The 19,052-nt window shown below is 67.9% G+C and carries 20 protein-coding genes and 1 riboswitch; of the genes, 9 read left to right on the top strand and 11 right to left on the bottom strand.

Features of this window, described 5'->3' with window-relative positions:
* Positions 1-5 precede the first annotated feature (5 nt).
* The 5 genes from AZSP09_RS04220 to AZSP09_RS04240 all read right to left on the bottom strand — a co-directional run bounded on the left by AZSP09_RS04220 (position 6) and on the right by AZSP09_RS04240 (position 4,199).
* On the bottom strand, positions 6-1,442 hold the full coding sequence (locus AZSP09_RS04220; RefSeq protein ID WP_130458427.1) for a HAMP domain-containing sensor histidine kinase: 1,437 nt from the start codon (positions 1,440-1,442) through the stop codon (positions 6-8).
* Between the two features lie 98 nt (positions 1,443-1,540).
* Positions 1,541-2,107 (bottom strand): YceI family protein, encoded by a 567-nt coding sequence (locus AZSP09_RS04225; protein WP_130458426.1) that lies wholly within the window; start codon positions 2,105-2,107, stop codon positions 1,541-1,543.
* A gap of 75 nt (positions 2,108-2,182) precedes the next feature.
* Complete coding sequence (locus tag AZSP09_RS04230; protein WP_152089267.1) at positions 2,183-2,749, bottom strand: YceI family protein; 567 nt, start codon at positions 2,747-2,749, stop codon at positions 2,183-2,185.
* A 50-nt stretch (positions 2,750-2,799) separates the two neighbouring features.
* Positions 2,800-3,339: a cytochrome b gene (locus AZSP09_RS04235; RefSeq protein WP_152089268.1), complete on the bottom strand. Its 540-nt coding sequence runs from the start codon at positions 3,337-3,339 to the stop codon at positions 2,800-2,802.
* A gap of 14 nt (positions 3,340-3,353) precedes the next feature.
* The gene (locus AZSP09_RS04240) at positions 3,354-4,199 is read right to left on the bottom strand and encodes a DODA-type extradiol aromatic ring-opening family dioxygenase (RefSeq protein WP_152089269.1); all 846 of its coding nucleotides are present in this window, start codon (positions 4,197-4,199) and stop codon (positions 3,354-3,356) included.
* 121 nt (positions 4,200-4,320) lie between these two features.
* Between AZSP09_RS04240 and AZSP09_RS04245 the strand changes: the two genes are divergently transcribed.
* Positions 4,321-5,220, top strand: a complete 900-nt coding sequence (locus AZSP09_RS04245; RefSeq protein WP_152089270.1) for a LysR family transcriptional regulator — start codon at positions 4,321-4,323, stop codon at positions 5,218-5,220.
* Between the two features lie 6 nt (positions 5,221-5,226).
* Here the strand turns inward: AZSP09_RS04245 and AZSP09_RS04250 are convergent, their stop codons facing one another.
* The 3 genes from AZSP09_RS04250 to AZSP09_RS04260 form a co-directional block, all read right to left on the bottom strand.
* On the bottom strand, positions 5,227-5,919 hold the full coding sequence (locus AZSP09_RS04250; protein ID WP_152089271.1) for a hypothetical protein: 693 nt from the start codon (positions 5,917-5,919) through the stop codon (positions 5,227-5,229).
* A gap of 121 nt (positions 5,920-6,040) precedes the next feature.
* Positions 6,041-6,433 carry a carboxymuconolactone decarboxylase family protein gene (locus tag AZSP09_RS04255; RefSeq protein ID WP_232058847.1) on the bottom strand — a complete coding sequence of 131 codons (393 nt, stop codon included), beginning with the start codon at positions 6,431-6,433 and terminating at the stop codon, positions 6,041-6,043.
* Positions 6,366-6,830, bottom strand: coding sequence for a MerR family transcriptional regulator (locus tag AZSP09_RS04260; RefSeq protein ID WP_152089272.1), 465 nt, complete (start codon positions 6,828-6,830; stop codon positions 6,366-6,368). The genes AZSP09_RS04255 and AZSP09_RS04260 overlap by 68 nt, the downstream gene beginning before the upstream one ends.
* Positions 6,831-6,971: 141 nt before the next feature.
* Between AZSP09_RS04260 and AZSP09_RS04265 the strand changes: the two genes are divergently transcribed.
* From AZSP09_RS04265 to AZSP09_RS04280, 4 genes are all read left to right on the top strand, one after another.
* The gene (locus AZSP09_RS04265) at positions 6,972-7,940 is read left to right on the top strand and encodes an MBL fold metallo-hydrolase (protein ID WP_152089273.1); all 969 of its coding nucleotides are present in this window, start codon (positions 6,972-6,974) and stop codon (positions 7,938-7,940) included.
* Between the two features lie 294 nt (positions 7,941-8,234).
* Positions 8,235-8,603 carry a hypothetical protein gene (locus tag AZSP09_RS04270; RefSeq protein ID WP_014237402.1) on the top strand — a complete coding sequence of 123 codons (369 nt, stop codon included), beginning with the start codon at positions 8,235-8,237 and terminating at the stop codon, positions 8,601-8,603.
* A gap of 216 nt (positions 8,604-8,819) precedes the next feature.
* A complete protein-coding gene (gene acnA, locus AZSP09_RS04275) occupies positions 8,820-11,516 on the top strand; it encodes an aconitate hydratase AcnA (protein WP_152089274.1) in 2,697 nt (898 codons plus the stop codon).
* Between the two features lie 396 nt (positions 11,517-11,912).
* Positions 11,913-13,280, top strand: coding sequence for an EAL and HDOD domain-containing protein (locus AZSP09_RS04280; RefSeq protein ID WP_152089275.1), 1,368 nt, complete (start codon positions 11,913-11,915; stop codon positions 13,278-13,280).
* Positions 13,281-13,425: 145 nt separating this feature from the next.
* Here the strand turns inward: AZSP09_RS04280 and AZSP09_RS04285 are convergent, their stop codons facing one another.
* A complete protein-coding gene (locus AZSP09_RS04285) occupies positions 13,426-13,647 on the bottom strand; it encodes an RNA-binding S4 domain-containing protein (RefSeq protein ID WP_014237398.1) in 222 nt (73 codons plus the stop codon).
* 157 nt (positions 13,648-13,804) lie between these two features.
* Between AZSP09_RS04285 and AZSP09_RS04290 the strand changes: the two genes are divergently transcribed.
* From AZSP09_RS04290 to AZSP09_RS04305, 4 genes are read left to right on the top strand one after another with little or no spacing between them, the layout of a single operon-like run.
* Positions 13,805-14,353: a TetR/AcrR family transcriptional regulator gene (locus tag AZSP09_RS04290; protein ID WP_130458415.1), complete on the top strand. Its 549-nt coding sequence runs from the start codon at positions 13,805-13,807 to the stop codon at positions 14,351-14,353.
* Positions 14,350-15,315, top strand: a complete 966-nt coding sequence (locus AZSP09_RS04295; protein ID WP_152089276.1) for an HlyD family secretion protein — start codon at positions 14,350-14,352, stop codon at positions 15,313-15,315. The genes AZSP09_RS04290 and AZSP09_RS04295 overlap by 4 nt, the downstream gene beginning before the upstream one ends.
* Before the next feature lie 13 nt (positions 15,316-15,328).
* Positions 15,329-16,261, top strand: coding sequence for an ABC transporter ATP-binding protein (locus AZSP09_RS04300; RefSeq protein WP_232058848.1), 933 nt, complete (start codon positions 15,329-15,331; stop codon positions 16,259-16,261).
* 4 nt (positions 16,262-16,265) lie between these two features.
* Complete coding sequence (locus AZSP09_RS04305; RefSeq protein ID WP_152089278.1) at positions 16,266-17,423, top strand: ABC transporter permease; 1,158 nt, start codon at positions 16,266-16,268, stop codon at positions 17,421-17,423.
* Positions 17,424-17,427: 4 nt separating this feature from the next.
* Here AZSP09_RS04305 and AZSP09_RS04310 read toward each other — a convergent pair whose 3' ends face one another.
* Together AZSP09_RS04310 and AZSP09_RS04315 are read right to left on the bottom strand one after the other, a co-directional pair.
* Positions 17,428-18,339, bottom strand: a complete 912-nt coding sequence (locus AZSP09_RS04310) for an HDOD domain-containing protein (protein ID WP_014237393.1) — start codon at positions 18,337-18,339, stop codon at positions 17,428-17,430.
* A gap of 89 nt (positions 18,340-18,428) precedes the next feature.
* Positions 18,429-18,524, bottom strand: a riboswitch (cyclic di-GMP riboswitch).
* Positions 18,525-18,594: 70 nt separating this feature from the next.
* Positions 18,595-18,936, bottom strand: a complete 342-nt coding sequence (locus tag AZSP09_RS04315) for a YkgJ family cysteine cluster protein (RefSeq protein ID WP_152089279.1) — start codon at positions 18,934-18,936, stop codon at positions 18,595-18,597.
* Positions 18,937-19,052 lie beyond the last annotated feature (116 nt).

Below are 19,052 nucleotides of genomic sequence, written 5' to 3' on the forward strand. Positions count from 1 at the left end.
AGGGTTCAGCGCCCGGCGGCAGCGAGGGGCAGGCTGAGACGGAAACAGGCCCCGGGAGGGCCTTCGGGCAGCATTTCGAGCCGGCCCCGGTGGGCCTGGGCCAGTTCCCGGGCGATGGCGAGGCCGAGGCCGCTGCCGGGGACGCTGGCGGCGGCGGGGCGGCTGCCGCCCAGGTAGAACCAGTCGAAAATGCGTTCCCGGTCGTTGGGGGCGACGCCGGGGCCCTGGTCACGCACGTCCAGGCAGGCAAGGCCGTCTTCGGACTTCAGGGCGACGGCGATCATACCACCCTCGGGAGAGTACTTGACCGCGTTGGAGAGCAGGTTGTCGAGGACCGTGGCCAGCTTGTCCCGGTCGCCCCACACCGTCAGGGGCTCGCATTCGGCCTGGAAACGCAGGCCCCGGGCCTGGGCTGCCAGACGGTGGTCGTCCAGCCCCCGGCCCACCAGCCGGGCCAGGTCCACCGGCACGAATTCGAGGCGCCCCAGTTCATCCAGGGCCCGCTGGGCATTGAGCAGGCGCTCGATCATGGTCTGCAGCTGACGGCTCTTGCCCTGGAGGATGGCGACGATCTCCCGCTGGCCTTCGGAGAGGGAACCGGCGGCGCCGTCGGCCAGCAGCTCCGCCCCTTCGCGCAGGGCGGTCAGGGGCGTCTTCAGTTCATGGGAGACATGGCGCAGGAAGCGCACCTTCTGGGCCTCCAGCTCGTTCAGCTGCTGGCGCAGCCATTCCAGGCGCTGGCCCAGGCGCTCCAGGTCGGCCGGGCCGTGCACCGCCACCGGCGCCTGCAGGTCGCCGCCGCCGAGGCGGGAGACGGCGGCCTCCAGTTCCCGCACCGGCCGGGCGATGAGGGCGGCGGCCAAGGCCGAGACCACCAGGCCCAGCACCAGCATGGCCAGCAGCTGCTTCCACAGGCGCTGTTCCGCCTCCCCGGCCAGTTCGCCGAGGCGGCTCATTTCCCGGTCGGTGAGGGCGTCGCTGATGCGCTGCACGCCCCGGGCCAGGTCGGAAAGGGCGGCATAGTCTTCGGCCAGGCGGGCCTTGCCGCCCTGGATCTTCTCCAGGCGCTCGCGCAGGGCGGCCTCGGTGTCGATGGTACGGTTCAGCTCCAGCAGCTGGGCTTCATCCAGGGGCAGCAGGGACAGCTCGCTGAAGGTGGTGCGAAAGCCCGCCCGCAGGGTGTCGTAGTCCGCCAGCAGGGACGGCTCTCCCAGCACCAGGTACTGGCGGGCGGAGCGTTCCAGGGCCACGGTCTGTTCCAGCAGCTGGCGGCTGGCCCGGGCCGCCTGGGCGGTCTGGCCCACGGCCTGGCGGCTCTGCTGCACCAGCAGGTTCACCTCCATGGCCGTCTGCACCAGGGCCACCACCAGAGGCAGGGCCGCGGCGAGAAAGGCCAGGGAGAGCAGCTTGAGAAAGGACTTGGGATAGAAGCGGGGAGACACGACGGGCCGGCGCGATATCTGGGGAGGCCCATTCTAAAGGCAAAAAGGCCCGCCGATGCGCCTTGCATCGGCGGGCCCGGAGGCAGCCTCGGGGAGGCTTATTCCTTGATGGCTTCGACGGCGATGGTCAGGGTGACGTCGTCGCCCACATAGGGAGCGTACTTGCCGGCGTTGAATTCGCTGCGCTTGATGACGGCGGTGGCGTTGGCGCCGCAGGCGTCCTTCTTCAGCATGGGATGGGGCATGCACTGGAAGGAGGTGACGCTGAGGGTGACCGGCTTGGTGATGCCCTTGATGGTCAGGTTGCCGTCCACTGACACCACCTTGTCGCCGTCAAAGTTCACCTTGGTGGACTTGTAGGTGGCGGTGGGGAACTTGGCGGTGTCGAGGAAATCCTCGCCCTGGATGTGGCCGTTGAACAGGGCGGAGCCGGTATTGACGGACTTCATGTCGATGGTCACGTCCACGCTGCCGCTCTTGGCGGCCTTGTCGATGACGATCTTGCCGCTGGTCTTGTCGAAATGGGAGAGCTGGGTGGAATAGCCGAAGTGGCTGTAGGAGAAGCGGGGGAAGGTGTGGCTGCCGTCCATCACATAGGTTTCGGGAGCGGCCACGGCGGCGAAGGAGGAAGCGGCGATGGCGACGGCGACGAGTTGCTTGATCATGGTGAATCTCCTGTAAGGGGTTTTCTAAGATTTCTCTGAGTACGGCTTGGGGTTGGGGCGATACAGCAGAACGGCTTACTTCTTGGCCGCAGCGGCAGCCGCCGCCACGACGTGGAACTTGATCTGGATTTCGTTGGCCACGGTGCCGAAATCGGCCCACATGCCTTCGCCGATGGCGTAGTCGGCCCGCTTCAGCACGAAGGCGCCGTCGAAGACGCCGTTGGCACCCTCCTGCTTGAAGGTGAAGGGCGCGGTGGCGTCCAGGGTCTTGCCCTTCATACTCAGCTTGCCGGTGACCTCGAAGCGGTTGTTGCCGAGGGCCTTGACACTGCTGGAGACGAAGGTGGCCTTGGGGAAGGCCTTGGTGTTGAACCACAGCTTGCTTGCCACTTCGTCATTGGCCTCCTGGGAGCCGGCATCGATGCTGGCCAGGTCGATCTCCAGGCTGGCCCTGGCGGCCTGGGGCTTGGCCGGATCGAAGGCGATGCTGGCGGCGCTCTTCCTGAACTTGCCATCCACGGGCACGTTCATCTGCTTGTAGGTGAAGGCGATCTGGGTCTTGTCGGCCTGCACGGCGTTGAACTCGACGGCCTGGGCCGGCAGGGCGAGGACGGCGGCGGCGCCGAGGATTTGTTTGATCATGGTGTTATCTCCGTGACGTTGGGGTTGGCGTGCGTTTTTCTTGGTGCGACTCAGGAGCGGCCCGGCAGCATGCGGCGCAGGGTGGCGTCCCGGTCCAGGAAGTGGTGCTTCAGGGCGGCGCCGGCATGGGCGGCCACCAGGGCCAGCAGCAGGAAGTTGAGGCTCACATGCACGGTCTTCAGCAGGTTGCCCAGGTCCGGGTCCTTGCCGATCAGGTCGGGGATGGGCAGCACGCCGAAATAGACGGTCTGGAAGCCCTTCGCCGAACTCATCAGCCAGCCCGTGAGGGGGATGGCGAACATCAGCAGGTACAGCAGGTGATGCACGCCCTCGGCGGCGAGGCGCTGCCAGGTCGGCATGGGCACGGGGGCCGGCGGCCGGTGGCCGAGGCGCCAGGCAAAACGCAGCAGCACCAGCAGGAACAGGCTGACGCCGGCCCACTTGTGCCAGGAGTAGATCTGCAGCTTCTGCGGCGACAGGGGCAGACCGGTCATGTAGAAGCCGACACCCAGGGCGCCGAAGAGGCCCAGGGCCATCAGCCAGTGCAGGGCCTTGGCGGTGCTGCTGTAACGGTCGGTGCTGTGGTTCATGGTGATTCCTCGCTTCAGTGGGCAGCTACCGCGGCGGACACCGGGGTAGACGCGGAATGGTCGATTTGGTTTGCGTCCCTGGCGGTGACGCCGAAGGCATAGCTGTCCATGCCGATCACGCCATAGACCAGGCCCCCTTCCAGGCGGCGGGCGGCGACCCAGTCCTCGCCGGCGGCACCGATGGCCACCAGCAGGGGCTGCAGGTGTTCGTCGGTGGGATGGGCGCGCACCGCGTGGGGTGCCCGGCGGCGCAGGTCCAGCAGGGCGTCCAGGTCGCCAGCGGCGATGGTGTCAGCCATCCACTCCATGAACTCCCGGGCGTAGGCCGCTTCGCCGCCGCCCAGGCGGAAGTCCATCAGGTTGTGGGTGATGCTGCCGGAGGCCAGCAGCAGCACGCCCTGCTGCCGCAGGGGCGCCAGGGCCCGACCCAGGGCCAGCAGCACCTGGGGCGAACCGGTCATGGGCAGGGACAGCTGCACCACCGGCACGTCGGCTTGCGGGTAGAGGTGCATGAGAGGCACCCAGGCGCCGTGGTCCAGGCCCCGGTGGGGATTGCTGCGGCCGGGGAAGCCGGCCCGGGCCAAGGCCTCCAGGACCTCGGCCGCCACCTCGGGGGCGCCAGCGGCCGGGTAGCGCAACTGGTACAGGGCCTCCGGGAAGCCGCCGAAGTCGTGGATGGTCTCGGGCCGGGCGCTGGTGGCCACTTCCAGGCCGGCGGTGATCCAGTGGGGGGACACCACCACCACCGCCCGGGGCTTGGGCAGTTGCCGCCCCAGGGCCGTCAGCCGGGGGCCGATGATGCCGGGCTCCAGGGCGAAGGTCGGCGCGCCGTGGGAAATGAACAGGGTGGGCAGGGTCATGGTGCGGTCCCTCGAAAGTGGGCGGCAACAGGTGTGGCCGCGATGGAACGTACTTTATTGAACCGACGATTGAAGATAAATATACAATCCAGTGACTAACTGTTTTGATATTCGGAACAAAATGGACAGATTCCGGGAAATGGAAGCCTTCGTTGCCGTGGTGGACAGCGGCAGCTTCGTCAAGGCGGCGGACCAGCTGCGCAGCTCCAAGGCCGCCGTATCGCGCCTGGTGCAGGACCTGGAAAGCCGCCTGGGCGCCCGCCTCCTGCATCGCACCACCCGCCGCCTGTCCCTCACCGAGGCCGGCCGCCTCTACCTGGAACGCAGCAAGCAGATCCTGGAAGAACTGGAGGACGCGGACAGCGCCGTGGGCCTCACCACCAACCGGGCCGTGGGCCAGCTCAAGGTCAACGCCCCCCTCTCCTTCGGCGTGCTGCACCTGGCGCCACTGTGGGGCGCCTTTCTCGCCACCCATCCGGAAGTGAGCCTGGACGTGAGCCTCAACGACCGGGTGGTGGATCTGGTAGAGGAAGGCTACGACCTGGCGGTGCGCATCACCCGCCTGCCCGACTCCTCCCTGGTTTCCCGGCGCCTGGCCAGCACCCGCATCCTGCTCTGCGCCTCGCCCCAGTACCTGGCGGCCCACGGCACACCCCAGACCCTGGCCGACCTGGCCCGGCACCAGTTCATCGGCTACAGCTATTCCCCCAGCGGCGACACCCTGGAACTGGAAGGCCCCCACGGCATGGAAAGCGTCAATCTCCGCCCCCGCTTCCACGCCAACAACGGCGACACCTGCCGCGCCGCCGCCCTGGACCACCAGGGCATCGTTTTCCAGCCCACCTTCCTCTGCCACCAGGACCTGGCCAGCGGCCGCCTGGTGCCCATCCTGCCCCAGTACAAGCAGCGGGAACTGGGCATCTACGCCGTCTATCCCTCACGCAAGCACCTCTCGGGCAAGGTGCGGGCCCTGGTCAATTTCCTGGCGACGGCCTTCGAGCAGGCGCCCTGGGAGAACTAGCCCCCGTCAGCTGCGGGAAAGCAGCCCCAGGAAAGGCACCATGAGGATCAGGAACTGCAGCAGCGGTACGGCAATGACCAGTACCAGCAGCACCCGCGCCACCTTGCCCCAAACCGGCCGGGCGGTATTGTCGCTGCAACGCCAGACCAGGACCGTCACGCTCAAAAGCAGCGTCCACACTAAACCGACGGTCAATGGAAACACGAACATGGACAGCAGCACCTGGGTCTTTCCGTCCAGGTTCCCGATGAGGACATTGACGACAAGGCTGGCGAGGAAGGGCTCCGGAACATAGACAAGCCAGAAGGCCTTCCACAACGGCAGGCGCCCCTGCAGCAGGTCGGCCACGAAGCCGCTTCCTGTATCCGTCGGCTCCGGTTCCCTGGGCTGCGCTGGACGGCGCATTTCCCGGAACAGCAGCAGCAAGGACAGGCCGCTCGAGAGCATAAGCAGGGACAGGCCCCATACCGCCAGGGTGATTCCGCTTTGACGGAAATCGACCGCCGCATGCAGCAAACTGAGGGCCAGTTGCCGCAGGATGCCGACATCGTTCAATTGGCCGATATCGGCCGCCAGGCCCTCGGTAATCGCCCCGGTGCCAGCCATGGAAAGAAACCAGTAGAGATAAAAGGCTGCCAGGCCGGTGAAGAAGGACCAGGTATTGAGCAACAACAAGGCGAGGCGGGCGGAAGGATACATGGGGTGGCGCGACATTTTCCGGACCATGACATGTGCAAGACCAGGACCATAACCTGCCGCCCCTTACAACGACAAGGGGCATCCGGGACGCCCGCCCCGGGGAACATCGCCGCCGTCCCGTTCACCCGGCTTCGGCAAACACCTCCTGCGCCGCAAACAGGCCGTTGAGGGCCGCCGGAAAACCGGCATAGACGGCCATCTGCATGATGGTCTCCACCACCTCTTGACGGCTCACACCCACGTTGAGGGCGCCCTGGATGTGCACCTTGAGCTGGGGCGCCGCATTGCCCAGGGCCGTCAGGGCCGCCACCACGGCGATTTCCCGGGCGCGCAGGTCCAGGCCCGGGCGGCTGTAGATGTCGCCGAAGGGAAATTCGATCAGGTAGCGGGCAAAATCCGGGGCAATGCCGGCCAGGCTGGCCACCACCTTTTCCCCGGCCTGGCCGTCAATCTCCTGCAGCTTTGCCAGGCCTCTGACGTAACGCTCGTTTTGCATCGCTTCGGACTTTTCCATGGGAGGCTCCTTTTGCCTTGGGTTGGATGGATGAAGCCTCCAGCTGCCGGTAATGCTCGACCTTGCCGGCCAGTACCGCCGCCGTTTCCTCCAGCTGGCGGATGTTCCGCCGCACGCCCTCCAGGTGCCGCTCCAGCATTTCCCGGCGCGCCCCGGCGGTGGCTTCGCCTTGCCGACGCAGCTCGGCGAATTGCTGCATCTGCCGCACCGGCATGCCGGTACTGCGCAGGCGCAACAGGAAGGCCAGCCAGGCCATGTCGTCAGGCACGTAGCGGCGCTGTCCTCCCGGCCCCCGGGGCACCGTGCCGATGAGGCCGATGCGCTCGTAGTAGCGCAGGGTGTCGGGACTCAGGCCGGTGCTGGCGGCCGCTTCCTGGATGGAGAGATAGGGCTTCATGGCAGGCATCCTAAAAGCTGGAGCGCACTCCAGGTCAAGGGACAAAAAGGCGGGGAAACAGTCCTTGCGGCGAGCCCCGCGTCATAGGCTACACTCCCCTCCTTCTCCCATCATCCCAAACCCATAACAGGAGATTTCCCCATGCAACTGCGCCGCTCACTGCTCGCCCTTTCCGCCGCCCTCCTTTTCCTCGCGCCCCTGGCCCGGGCCGAAGCGCCCCAGGTGCAGACCCAGGTGCCCGGCTACTACCGCACCCAGCTGGGCGACTTCGAGGTGACCGCCCTCTACGACGGCGCCATCGAGCTGGAGACCAAGCTGCTGAAGAACGCCCGGCCCCAGGACCTGAACTCCCTGCTGGCCCGCATGTTCGTCGGCAACCCGAAGATGCAGACGGCGGTGAACGCCTACCTGATCAACACCGGCAAGAACCTGGTGCTGGTGGATACGGGCGCCGCCAAGCTGTTCGGCCCCTCCCTCGGCAACATCGCCGCCAACCTGAAGGCGGCCGGCTACAGCCTGGAGCAGGTGGACACGGTGGTGCTGACCCACCTCCACGCCGACCACATGGGCGGCCTCAACGACGCCGGCGGCCAGCCCATATTCCCCAAGGCCCGCATCCTGGCGGCCCAGGAAGACAATGATTTCTGGCTCTCGGAAAAGGTGGCCGCCGCCGCGCCGGAAGGCATGCAGCCCTTCTTCAAGCTGTCCCGGGACAGCGCCGCGCCCTACCTGGCCAAGGGCCAGTGGGCCACCTTCGCCGCCGGCAGCGAGCTGGTGCCGGGCATCCGGGCGGTCAAGGCCAACGGCCACACCCCCGGCCACACCGCCTTCGCCGTGGAGTCCAAAGGCCAGAAGCTGCTCATCTGGGGCGATCTGGTCCATGCCCACGCCGTGCAGTTCGCCAAGCCCGGCGTCTCCATCGAGTTCGACGTGGACCAGAAGCAGGCCATCGCCACGCGCAAGGCCATCATGAAGGAAGCCGCCGCCAGCAAGGTCCTGGTGGGCGGCATGCACCTGCCCTTCCCCGGCCTCGGCCACGTCCGCGCCGAAGGCAAGGGCAGCTACGCCTGGGTGCCGGTGGAGTTCGCGCCCCTGCCGGCCCGCCCCTAACTTCCGGCCCGCCCCCACGACAACGGGAATGGAGCGATCCATTCCCGTTTTTCATGGCACCTGCCCCGGCAGCGGCGCCGGTCCTCGATTTCCAGCATGCCATCGCCAGGGTCGGCCAGGGGCGCGGCTTGCAGCCGAGGTGCCGGGCACTGTGTTAAAGCGCTTCGGCATTTCCGGCATTGCAGCATAGAATCAGCACGGCCCGTAACGCCGGCAAAGGCGAAAAGGCCGCGTCTCCGTCCCCGGCCGGGGACGGCGCCACAACAAACCATAAACATCAAAGGAGAACGCAACATGCAGCAAACCCTTACCCGCATCGCCATCGTCACGGCCCGCCTAGCCGGCACCGCCGCCCTCATTCTCGGCATCCTGCTCTGGCTCGGCCAGGGCGGCGCCCTGCTCCACGCCCACATGGGCACCGGCGCCCTGCTGGTGTTGTCCCTGTGGCTGCTGTCCCTGCTCGGCCTCAAGGCCGCCCCGGCCCTGGCCATCCTCGGCGCCACCTGGGGCGTCGTGGTGCTGGCCCTGGGCGTATTCCAGACCGCCCTGCTGCCCGGCGACTACCATTGGCTGGTCCAGGCCGCCCACCTGCTGATCGGCATCAGCGCCATGGTGCAGACCGAGCGCCTCGCCGCCGCCATCGGCCGCGCCAACGCCGGCTGAGAACGAACGCCCCACACCCCAGGGCGGCCCGCGGGCCGCCCTTTTTCTTGCCCGGCGTTTTGCTCCGGCGGCGGCCCGCCCGCCCCGAGGCTGGGCAACGGCCGACAGACACGCCACGCCCGCCCGGGGGGGCCGTGACATGGGTGGCCACATTTCCGGAACGTTCGGCCGGCGGCGGACTCAGTACCCATGTCCCTCCCCTTTTCCGGAGCCGTCATGACCACTGATTCCTTTTCCACCCTGCAGCCCCTGGCCACCGCCCGGGGGCCCATCGGCCTCTTCCACTCCCTGCCTGCCCTGGAGGCCACCGGCATCGGCCCCGTGTCCCGCCTGCCGGTGTCCCTGCGCATCGTCCTCGAAGCCCTGCTGCGCCACTGCGACGGCCGCCGGGTGACGCCCCGGCACGTGCACCAGCTGGCCAACTGGCAGCCCCGGGCGGAACGCACCGAGGAAATTCCCTTCGTCGTCGCCCGGGTGGTGCTGCAGGACTTCACCGGCGTGCCCCTGCTCTGCGATCTGGCCGCCATGCGCGATGCGGCGGCGGCCCAGGGCACGGACCCCAAGCGCATCGAGCCCTTGGTGCCGGTGGACCTGGTGGTGGACCACTCGGTACAGGTGGACGAGTACGGCACCCCCACGGCCCTGCGCCGCAACATGGAGCTGGAGTTCCAGCGCAACGCCGAGCGCTACCAGTTCATGAAATGGGGCATGCAGGCCTTCGACACCTTCAAGGTGGTGCCGCCGGGCATCGGCATCGTGCACCAGGTGAACCTGGAATACCTGTTCCGCGGCGTGCGCCGCCAGGGCGAACTGCTGTTCCCGGACACCCTGGTGGGCACCGACTCCCACACCACCATGATCAACGGCGTCGGCGTCGTCGGCTGGGGCGTCGGCGGCATCGAGGCGGAGGCGGCCATGCTCGGCCAGCCGGTGTATTTCCTCACTCCCGACGTGGTCGGCGTGGAACTGCGCGGCCGCCTCAACGAGGGCGTCACCGCCACCGACCTGGTGCTCACCGTCACCGAACTGCTGCGCCGGGAAAAGGTGGTGGGCAAGTTCGTCGAATTCTTCGGCCCCGGCACCACCAGCCTGTCCCTCACCGACCGGGCCACCATCGCCAACATGGCGCCCGAGTACGGCGCCACCATGGGCTTTTTCCCGGTGGACGAGAAGACCGTGGACTACCTGCGCCAGACCGGCCGCAACGAGGCCGAGGTGGAAGCCTTCGAGGCCTACTTCCGCGCCCAGGGCCTGTTCGGCGCCCCCCGGGCCGGCGACATCGACTACAGCACCCAGCTAAGCCTGGACCTGGCCACCATCGTGCCCTCCCTGGCCGGCCCCAAGCGGCCCCAGGACCGCATCAATCTGTCCGACATGGGCCGCAGTTTCGACACCCTGTTCAGCCAGCCCACCAGCGCCAACGGCTTCGGCAAGCCGGCCGAACAACTGCCGCAGCGCCAGCCCACGGCCCGGGCGGGCGTGGACCTGGGCCACGGCGACGTGCTCATCGCCGCCATCACCTCCTGCACCAACACCTCCAATCCGGCGGTGCTGATCGCCGCCGGCCTGCTGGCGAAAAAGGCGGTGGACAAAGGTCTCTCGGTGCAGCCCCACATCAAGACCTCCCTCGCCCCCGGTTCCCGGGTGGTCACCGACTATCTGGAAAAGGCCGGCCTGCTGGCGCCCCTGGCCCAACTGGGCTTCGCCCTAGCAGGCTACGGCTGCACCACCTGCATCGGCAATGCGGGGGACCTGGCGCCCGAATTCAACCAGGCCATCGCCGAGCGGGACCTGGTGGTGGCCGCCGTGCTCTCCGGCAACCGCAATTTCGAGGCCCGCATCCATCCCGCCATCCGCGCCAACTACCTGGCCTCGCCGCCCCTGGTGGTGGCCTTCGCCATCGCCGGCCGGGTCAATGTGGATCTCACCACCACGCCCCTGGGCACGGGCCGCGACGGCCAGCCGGTGTACCTGCGGGAGATCTGGCCCAGCTCGGAAGAAATCGCCGCCGTGCTGCCCTTCGCCCAGGACCCGGCCACCTACCGCCGCCTCTACGCCGACTTCACCCGCGACCATGACCTGTGGAACGCGGTGCCGGCGCCGGAGGGACAAATCTACGACTGGCCGCCCTCCACCTACATCGCCCGGCCGCCCTTCTTCGACGGTTTCACTGTCGAGCCGCCGCCCCTGGCGCCCATCAACGGTGCCCGGGCCCTGCTGGTGCTGGGAGACTCGGTCACCACCGACCACATTTCTCCCGCCGGTTCCTTCAAGGCGGCCACCCCGGCGGGCCAGTGGCTCACCGCCCAGGGCGTGAAGTCCCTGGACTTCAATTCCTACGGCTCCCGCCGCGGCCACCACGAGGTCATGGTGCGCGGCACCTTCGCCAACGTGCGGGTGAAGAACCTGATGCTGCCGCCCAAGGCAGACGGCAGCCCGGTGGAAGGCGGCTACACCCTGCTCGACGGGCAGCAGGTGACGGTGTTCGAGGCCGCCAGCGCCTACCAGCAGCGGGGCATCCCCACCCTGGTCTTCGCCGGCGAGGAATACGGCACCGGCTCCTCCCGGGACTGGGCCGCCAAAGGCACCCGGCTCCTCGGCGTGCGGGCCGTGGTGGCCCGCAGCTTCGAGCGCATCCACCGGGCCAACCTGGTGGGCATGGGGGTGCTGCCCCTGCAATTCAAGGCCGGCACCAGCGCCGCCAGCCTGGGCCTGGACGGCAGCGAGCGCTTCGACCTGCCCGGCGCCGACGGTCCCCTGCAAGCCCAGCAGGACCTGATGCTGCGCATCACCCGCAGCGACGGACGGGTGGAGCAAGTGCCCCTGCTGTGCCGCATCGACACCCCCATCGAGGTGGAATACTTCCGCCACGGCGGCATCCTGCCCTACGTACTGCGCCAGTTGCTGAGCTAGGCGGCAAGCAGGATAACAAGGCCTCCGCCTGTTTTTTAGGCGGAGGCCAAAAACCCTGGCGGGTGACGCACTTAGGTGATTTGCCCACTGCTTTTCCACAGGCTTGTTCCCCTAAAAGGTGGATAAAGGCGTTTTATCCACCGGCGGAACCCCGCGCCAATGCTCGATCTGCGGCCTATCCCCCAGTTTTGCCCCGATTGCCGTTTTTTTAGGCGAAGAGCAAAAACAGCGATGAATCAGGGGGCTGGCGCGCTTATCCCCGGCCTATCCACAGACTTGCTCCGGTGAATCGGGGATAAGATTTAGCGCCCCGACTGCCAACTTTTGACAGCTTTCCACCCCGGCGAGGGACGTAAAATAACGGGTTACAACAACCCACAATAAAATCCCCGACCCATGGTTTTTGGCAAACTCATCGGCCGTCTCACCGGCCAGGACGACACCCCGCTCCAGCCCCTGCCCCTTTCCGCCCTGGTGACGACGCCCGTCGTCGATCCGGCCGTGGCGGCCCAACAACGGCAACGGGCCGCCGCCGAAGCCATGCTGCGGCGTGAAGAAATCATCGACAGCCGCAACCGTCTCTGCGGCTACCGCTTTTCCACCGCCGGCAGCGCCGCCGGACAAACGTCACCCCAGGCCGACGCGCCGGCGGAAAGCGCTTTCCTCGCCGCCCTGGCAGAGATCGACCTGCCCGCCTTCGCCGCCCGCCGCCTGGCCCTGGTGCCGATCTCCCGCGCCGCCCTGGCCGCTGGCGGCCACCTGCCCCTGCGGGCCGCCCGCAGCACCTTGCTGCTGGATGTGGAAGGTTCGGACGTGGAAGCCTGGCTGCCCCTGTTGCAGCAGGCCAAGGCGGATGGCTGCCGCCTCGCCCTGCGCGGCCTCACCCTGCTGCCGGAACACGCGCCCCTGCTGGCCCTGGCGGACCTGGCCCTGCTCCGCCTGGACGACTACGACCTCACCGATTTCCAGCGCCTGGCCCGGGGCCTGAAGGCGGCTGCGCCCCAGCTGGAGCTGGCCGCCGACGGCGTGCCCGGCTGGCCGGAACGCCGCATGTGCGCGGCCTGGGGCTTCGACTACTGCCTCGGCCCGTTCACCGTGCTGGCCGATTGCGAGGAACCCGAAGGCAAGCTGGACAACTCCCGGGTCGTGCTCATGGAAATGCTCAACCTGATCCGGGCCGAGGCCGACCTGGCGGACCTGGGGGCCGTGGCCAAGAAGGACCCGGGCATCGCCCTCAAGGTGCTGGCCCTGGCCAACTCCCCGGCAGCCGGCCTGTCGGCGCCGGTGGCCAGCCTGGAACAGGCCATCATGGTCCTGGGCCGGCAGCGCCTGTACCGCTGGCTCACCGTCGCCATGTTCCGCGTCGGCACGCCCCGGGACCGGGACGAAGCCCTGCTGGAAGTGGCCATGACCCGGGCCCGCTTCCTTGAAACCGTGGCCGACGGCGTGCTGGCCAAGAAGGATTGCGACGAGCTGTTCCTGGTGGGCCTGCTCTCCCTCTTCGACGTGCTGCTGGCCATGCCCCTGACCAAGGTGCTGCAGCTGATCAATCTGGCGGACGAGGTGACGGACGTACTGTTGCGCAGCGAGGGGCCCTACGCCCGCTTCCTGCAGCTGGCCCTGGCCGTGGAGCACGGCCGCAGCGCCCAGGCGGCGGACATCGCCGGCGAACTGGGCATCGATCCGGCGGGCCTCGGCAACACCAGCCAGCTGGCCCTGGCCTGGGCCGAAGAAGCCCTGGGCATCAGCGCCCCCGACCTCTAGCCCGGGCGACGGATCAACTGCCAATCCGGCAGGCCGCAAGACAAAGCAAAGGGCCGGCAACTTGCGTTGCCGGCCCTTTGTCTTGTGTGTCGCCGCACTCAGCCAACGCGGGAGCGGTCCCGCCCGGCCACTGCCTCCTGGGCGCTTAGGCCTCCTCGGCCACCAGCTGGATGGTCTCGCCGCCGAACTGCACCTTCTGCCCGGGGCGCAGCTTGGCCCGCTTGCGCGTTTCCACCTTGCCGTCCACCTTCACCTGGCCCTCGTCCACCATGATGTGGGCCTCGCCGCCGGAAGACACCAGGCTGGCCGCCTTGAGCAGTTGATCGAGCTGGATGTATTCGCCGCGCACGGGAAAAACGATGGCCATGAAAAATCCTTCAGAAAATAACGGCCGCTAAAGCCAAGGGCCGCATTGTCCCAGACTCAACCGGCAGCCACCACCGGCCCGGGCGAAATATTTTTGGTAAGCCCACCAAATCTTGGTAGAGTTACCAAACAGCATTCACCCACGGCATCCACCGACCATGAGCGTCAAGCAACGGCTCCTCGCCGCCGGCGTCACCCTGCTCCACGAACAGGGCCTGGCGGCCCTCACCCAGCCCCGCATCGCCAAGGCGGCCGGGGTCAGCCAGAGCCATCTCACCTATTACTTCCCCACCCGCAACGAACTGCTGCTGGCCATCGCCGAACAGTCGGTGAATGACGCCCTGACACGCCAGCTGGGCAGCCCGGAGGCCGACCCGGCCCAGGCCCTGGCCGCCGCCATGCGCTTCCTGCCTCGGGTGCGCATGCTGCTGGGCCTGGTGGCCGCCGCCGATCAGGAACCGTCCCTGCGGGAAGCGGTGAGCCGCCTGGTGGACCATGTGCGCCAATCCATCGCCCAATTGCTGAGCCACCTGGGCTACGCGCCGGAGGCGCCCCAGGTACTGGTCTTCCACGCCGCCATCGTCGGCCTGGCGGTGATGAACCTGGGCCGCCAGAGCCCCCAATCCGAAGCGGAGCTGGCCGTGGGCCTGCGCCAGCTTCTGGCCCTCCTGCCCCATCCCACCGCCCCGGGGAGTCCCGCACCATGAAAACCGCCACCCTGCCCCTGCTGCTCGCCGCCGCCCTGCCCCTGCTGGCTGCCTGCGGCCGCGATGCCGCCCCCGTCTACCCGGGTTACGTGGAAGGCGAATATCTCTACCTGGCAGCGCCCCAGGCCGGCTACCTGAAGTCCCTGGACACGCCCCGGGGCAGCCGGGTGAGCGAGGGCCAGGCCCTTTTCGCCGTGGCGGCGGACCCGGATGCCCAGGCCCTGGCCGAGGCCGAGGCCCGTATCGCCGCCGCCCGGGAAAAGGCGGAAAACCTCAAGGAGCCGCGCCGGGCGCCGGAGATCGCCGGGCTGGAAGCCAATCTGCGGGCGGCCGAAGCCGGCCGCCGCCTGGCCCGCACCCGCCTCGACCAGCAGCAGGCCCTGGCGCGGCAGAACTTCGTCGCCCAGGCCAAGCTGGACGAAGCCCAGAGCGCCTTCGACCAGGCCCTGGCCCAGGAGGAGGCGGCCCGCCAGCAGCTGGCCACCTACCGCAGCACCCTGGGCCGCCAGGCCGAGGTCAAAGGCGCCGAGGCCGACCTGCAGGCCGCCGCCGCCCTGGCGGCCCAGAAGCGCTGGGTGGTGGAGCGGAAGGCCGTCAGCGCGCCTGCCGCCGGCGAGGTGACGGAGACCTACTACCGTCCCGGCGAATGGGTGCCCGCCGGCGCCGCCGTGGCCAGCCTGCTGCCGGACAACCGCCGCAAGCTGCGCTTCTACGTGCCGGAAACGGCCCTGGCCGGGCTCAAGCCAGGACAGGCGGTGGAAGCGGCCTGCGACGGCTGCGCCCAGCCCATCCGCGCCAGCATCGACTTCATCGCGCCCCAGGCCGAATACACGCCGCCGGTGATCTACAGCCGGGGCAGCCGGGAAAAACTGGTGTTCCGCATCGAGGCGGCACCGGCCCCGGAGCAGGCCGCCAGCCTGCGTCCCGGCCTGCCGGTGGATGTGCGCCTGCTGGAGCGCTGAAATGGAAGCCGGGATGAACGACTCCCCGCTGGTCATCGACGTCACCGGCATCAACAAGCACTTCGGCGACAAGCACGTGGTGAAGGACCTGGCGCTGCAGGTGCGGCAGGGGGAAATCTTCGGCTTCCTCGGCCCCAACGGCAGCGGCAAGACCACCTCCATCCGCATGCTGTGCGGCCTGCTGACGCCGGACAGCGGCCAGGGCACCTGCCTGGGTCTGGACGTGTTGCGGGAGAGCGCCGCCATCAAGCGCCAGGTGGGCTACATGACCCAGAAGTTCTCCCTGTGGGACGACCTCACCATCGGCGAGAACCTGGATTTCGTCGCCCGCATGTTCGGCATGGAGCGGCGCCGGGAGGCGGTGGACCGGGCCCTGGAGGAACTGGGCCTGGCCGGCCGCCGCAGCCAGCTGGCCGGCACCCTTTCCGGCGGCTGGAAGCAGCGCCTGGCCCTGGCCTCCTGCCTGCTGCACCGGCCCCGGCTCTTGCTCCTGGACGAGCCCACCGCCGGGGTGGACCCCAAGGCCCGGCGCGACTTCTGGGAGGAAATCCACCGCCTCTCCGCCGCCGGCATCACGGTGCTCGTATCCACCCATTACATGGACGAGGCCGAGCGCTGCCACCGTCTCGCCTACATCGCCTACGGCACCCTGCTGGCCTCGGGCACGGCGGAGCAGGTGGTGGCGGCCCAGGGCCTGCACACCCGGGAAATCAGCGGCGCCAGCCTGCACGGCCTGGGGGAGGCACTGCGCGGCCTGCCCGGGGTGGATCTGGTGGCCAGCTTCGGCAACGTGCTCCACGTCAGCGGCCGCGACGAGGCCAGGCTGCAAGCCAGTCTGGAAGCCTTCCTCCAGGGCAAGCCCCTGGAGATGGCCGTCGTTCCTGCCTCTCTGGAGGATGCCTTCATCCACCTCATGCAGGGCAGTCCGGATCCGTTCCAGGGGTGATGCCATGAAACAGCGTCTGCAGAATTTCTCCCAAGCCTTCTCCTTCACCTTCTCCTTTTCCCGCTGGTTCGGCATCCTGCTCAAGGAGTTCATCCAGCTGAAGCGGGACCGGCTCACCTTCGGCATGATCGTCGGCATTCCCATCATCCAGCTGCTGCTGTTCGGCTTCGCCATCAACTCCGACCCCAAGCACCTGCCCACCGCCATCGTCATGGCCGACCCGGGCCCTTTCGCCCGTTCCTATGTGGCAGCGATGCAGAACAGCGACTACTTCAAGATCGTCGGCAGCGTGGACGAAAAAGAGGCCAACGCCCTGCTGGACCGCAGCCAGGTGCAGTTCGTCGTCACCTTCCCACCCGGCTTCCACCGGGACCTGGTACGGGGCAAGGCGCCGACCCTGCTGGTGGAGGCGGACGCCACCGATCCCATGGCCGCCGGCGGCGCCATTTCGGTGCTCAACAGACTGGGACTGGAGGTTTTCGCCCCCGACCTGCCGGGGCTGGAAAAGACCGCGACGCCGCCCCTGGACCTGCGGGTGCACCGCCGCTACAACCCGGAAGGGCTCACCTCCTACAACGTGGTGCCGGGCCTCCTGGGGGTGATCCTGACCATGACCATGGTGCTGATGACCGGCCTGGCCATGACCCGGGAACGGGAGCGGGGCACCTTCGAGAACCTGCTGGCGACGCCGGCCACCCCGGTGGAGGTGATGACCGGCAAGATCGTGCCCTACATCCTCATCGGCCTGATCCAGGTGACCCTGATCCTGCTCGCCGCCCGCTTCATTTTCGACGTGCCCATGCACGGCAACCTGCTGCTGCTCTACGCCGTGGTACTGCTCTTCATCTGCGCCAACCTGACCCTGGGCATCACCTTCAGCTCCATCGCCCGCAACCAGCTGCAGGCCATGCAGATGACCTTCTTTTTCTTCCTGCCCTCCATGCTGCTCTCGGGCTTCATGTTCCCCTTCCGCGGCATGCCGGAGTGGGCCCAGGTGGTGGGCAATGTCCTGCCCCTCACCCATTTCCTGGTGCTGGTGCGGGGCATCCTGCTCAAGGGCAACGGCATCGACATGGTGTGGAGCAGCGTCTGGCCGATCCTGGCCTTCATCGCCGTGGTGCTGGGTATCGGCCTGCGCACCTTCCGCCGCACCCTGGACTGAGAACCTAGCCCCGGGCGGCGATGACGTCGCCCAGTTCCTCCAGCAGTTCCGGGTACAGTTCCTCCAGTTCGCCGTCATCGAAACCCAGGTAGGCAAAAGCCTGCTCGCCCCACAGCTGCCACTCGGACTCCTCCGCCACGCCCAGGTAGCGGGCGGCCAGGTGCTCGGCCAGCAGGGACAGGGCGATCAGGGTGCGCACCTCGGCCGGCTCCCGCTCGTCCTCCAGCAGGGTCAGGTCGTGGTGGCCGCGGATGGCACGAACGATCTTCTCCGGCAGCTGCCAATTGTGGGCCAGCATGGCGCCCACCATGACATGGCTGGTGGCATGGCGCTCGAACTCCACCTCGGGTACCGGCAGGCTGGAATGGTTGGCGGCCATGAGGGTTTCCTTGTAGTCGGGGAAACGCTGCATGAGGATGGGAATGCCGCAGTCGTGGAAGAGGCCGAAGGTGTAGGCATCCTCCACCGAGGTGCCGGGCAGGCGCCGGGCCAGGCAGCCGCAGATGGCGGCGTGCAGGTTGGAGCGTTCCCAGAAGCGCTCCATGCTGACCCCGCCGCCCTTGCCCAGGCTGCGCTGCAGCTCCAGGCCGGTGACCACCTTGAGGATGTTCTTCAGGCCCAGCACGGCCACCGCCTGCTGCACCGACTGCACCTTGGAGCGCAGGGCGAAGAAGGGGGAATTGGCGGTCTTCATCATGGACGCCGCCAGGCTGACGTCGCCGCTGATGAGACGGTTGATGCGCTGGAAATCCACGTCGTCCTGGCGCGCCTCTTCCATCAAGGAAAGGACCACGCTGGGGCACGGCGGAATGGTGACGGTACTGAGGATGCCGTTGACAGTCTCCAGCTCGATGCTGGCCGCCATGGCAAGGGGAGCGGACGCCCCCGGGGAAAGCTCCGGAACTTCAGCAAACATGACCAACCTCCCAAACTCAATGGTTAGAGGGAAAACCACGTGGCTTGCGCCGAAGTCTCCTCGCAACCGGCCTGGGATGGCACGTTGCTTATGGCAGTCCCGCTGTCATGGAGCGCCGTTGCCGACGCCCGGTAGACCGGTGACTTTGCGCCCCCGCCTTTCGTACGGGTTTGCCTTTATCAATGGCGCCAACATTAGCACCGGGGCCGGCGGGGGGTCAATCGGGAGCGGCCCGCCAGCAACGCTGGAAGGGCCTCAGGCCGGCTCCGCCAGGGGCGGCAAACCGTGCTTCTGCCGGGCCCGGGCGCAGGCCTCGTCGGTGATACCCAGTTCCGCCAGGGGATTGAATTCGCGGCAGGGCGAGGGCCGTTGGGCATAACGGCTGCAGGAGACGGACACCCCTACTTCACCGCTGAGGGCAACGCAGCGGGGCGGGCTGGCATCGGTACCGGCCATGCGCACCAGATGGGACGTCACGGGCACCGTCAGGGCCAGGGGAATGCCGCCCTCCCAGGCGAAATTCCCACCCTCCAGCTCGGCCGGATGGAAATCGACGCGGTAGGCGGCGCAGCAGGCGCCGCAGGACTGACAGACCATGACATGACTCGGATCAGAAGGGCCGCAACCGGGCCCGGGGAACGCGCCGCAAGGGCTTGCGGGCGCCCATCATACCCAAGCCCGGGCCGCTTGAAAGCAGGAGTATTGGGGCAAAA

The sequence above is a fragment of the Azospira sp. I09 genome (assembly GCF_009177135.1).
In the GTDB taxonomy this organism is placed as follows: Bacteria; Pseudomonadota; Gammaproteobacteria; order Burkholderiales; family Rhodocyclaceae; genus Azospira; species Azospira oryzae.

Coding starts and splice junctions, on each gene's coding strand:
- AZSP09_RS04265 (WP_152089273.1), top strand. CDS start 6,972: ATGCAACTGCGCCGCTCACTGCTCGCCCTTTCCGCCGCCCTCCTTTTC.
- AZSP09_RS04310 (WP_014237393.1), bottom strand. CDS start 18,339: ATGTTTGCTGAAGTTCCGGAGCTTTCCCCGGGGGCGTCCGCTCCCCTT.
- AZSP09_RS04225 (WP_130458426.1), bottom strand. CDS start 2,107: ATGATCAAGCAACTCGTCGCCGTCGCCATCGCCGCTTCCTCCTTCGCC.
- AZSP09_RS04300 (WP_232058848.1), top strand. CDS start 15,329: ATGAACGACTCCCCGCTGGTCATCGACGTCACCGGCATCAACAAGCAC.
- AZSP09_RS04250 (WP_152089271.1), bottom strand. CDS start 5,919: ATGTATCCTTCCGCCCGCCTCGCCTTGTTGTTGCTCAATACCTGGTCC.
- acnA (WP_152089274.1), top strand. CDS start 8,820: ATGACCACTGATTCCTTTTCCACCCTGCAGCCCCTGGCCACCGCCCGG.
- AZSP09_RS04235 (WP_152089268.1), bottom strand. CDS start 3,339: ATGAACCACAGCACCGACCGTTACAGCAGCACCGCCAAGGCCCTGCAC.
- AZSP09_RS04270 (WP_014237402.1), top strand. CDS start 8,235: ATGCAGCAAACCCTTACCCGCATCGCCATCGTCACGGCCCGCCTAGCC.
- AZSP09_RS04295 (WP_152089276.1), top strand. CDS start 14,350: ATGAAAACCGCCACCCTGCCCCTGCTGCTCGCCGCCGCCCTGCCCCTG.
- AZSP09_RS04255 (WP_232058847.1), bottom strand. CDS start 6,433: ATGGAAAAGTCCGAAGCGATGCAAAACGAGCGTTACGTCAGAGGCCTG.
- AZSP09_RS04230 (WP_152089267.1), bottom strand. CDS start 2,749: ATGATCAAACAAATCCTCGGCGCCGCCGCCGTCCTCGCCCTGCCGGCC.
- AZSP09_RS04315 (WP_152089279.1), bottom strand. CDS start 18,936: ATGGTCTGTCAGTCCTGCGGCGCCTGCTGCGCCGCCTACCGCGTCGAT.
- AZSP09_RS04245 (WP_152089270.1), top strand. CDS start 4,321: ATGGACAGATTCCGGGAAATGGAAGCCTTCGTTGCCGTGGTGGACAGC.
- AZSP09_RS04285 (WP_014237398.1), bottom strand. CDS start 13,647: ATGGCCATCGTTTTTCCCGTGCGCGGCGAATACATCCAGCTCGATCAA.
- AZSP09_RS04290 (WP_130458415.1), top strand. CDS start 13,805: ATGAGCGTCAAGCAACGGCTCCTCGCCGCCGGCGTCACCCTGCTCCAC.
- AZSP09_RS04280 (WP_152089275.1), top strand. CDS start 11,913: ATGGTTTTTGGCAAACTCATCGGCCGTCTCACCGGCCAGGACGACACC.
- AZSP09_RS04240 (WP_152089269.1), bottom strand. CDS start 4,199: ATGACCCTGCCCACCCTGTTCATTTCCCACGGCGCGCCGACCTTCGCC.
- AZSP09_RS04305 (WP_152089278.1), top strand. CDS start 16,266: ATGAAACAGCGTCTGCAGAATTTCTCCCAAGCCTTCTCCTTCACCTTC.
- AZSP09_RS04260 (WP_152089272.1), bottom strand. CDS start 6,830: ATGAAGCCCTATCTCTCCATCCAGGAAGCGGCCGCCAGCACCGGCCTG.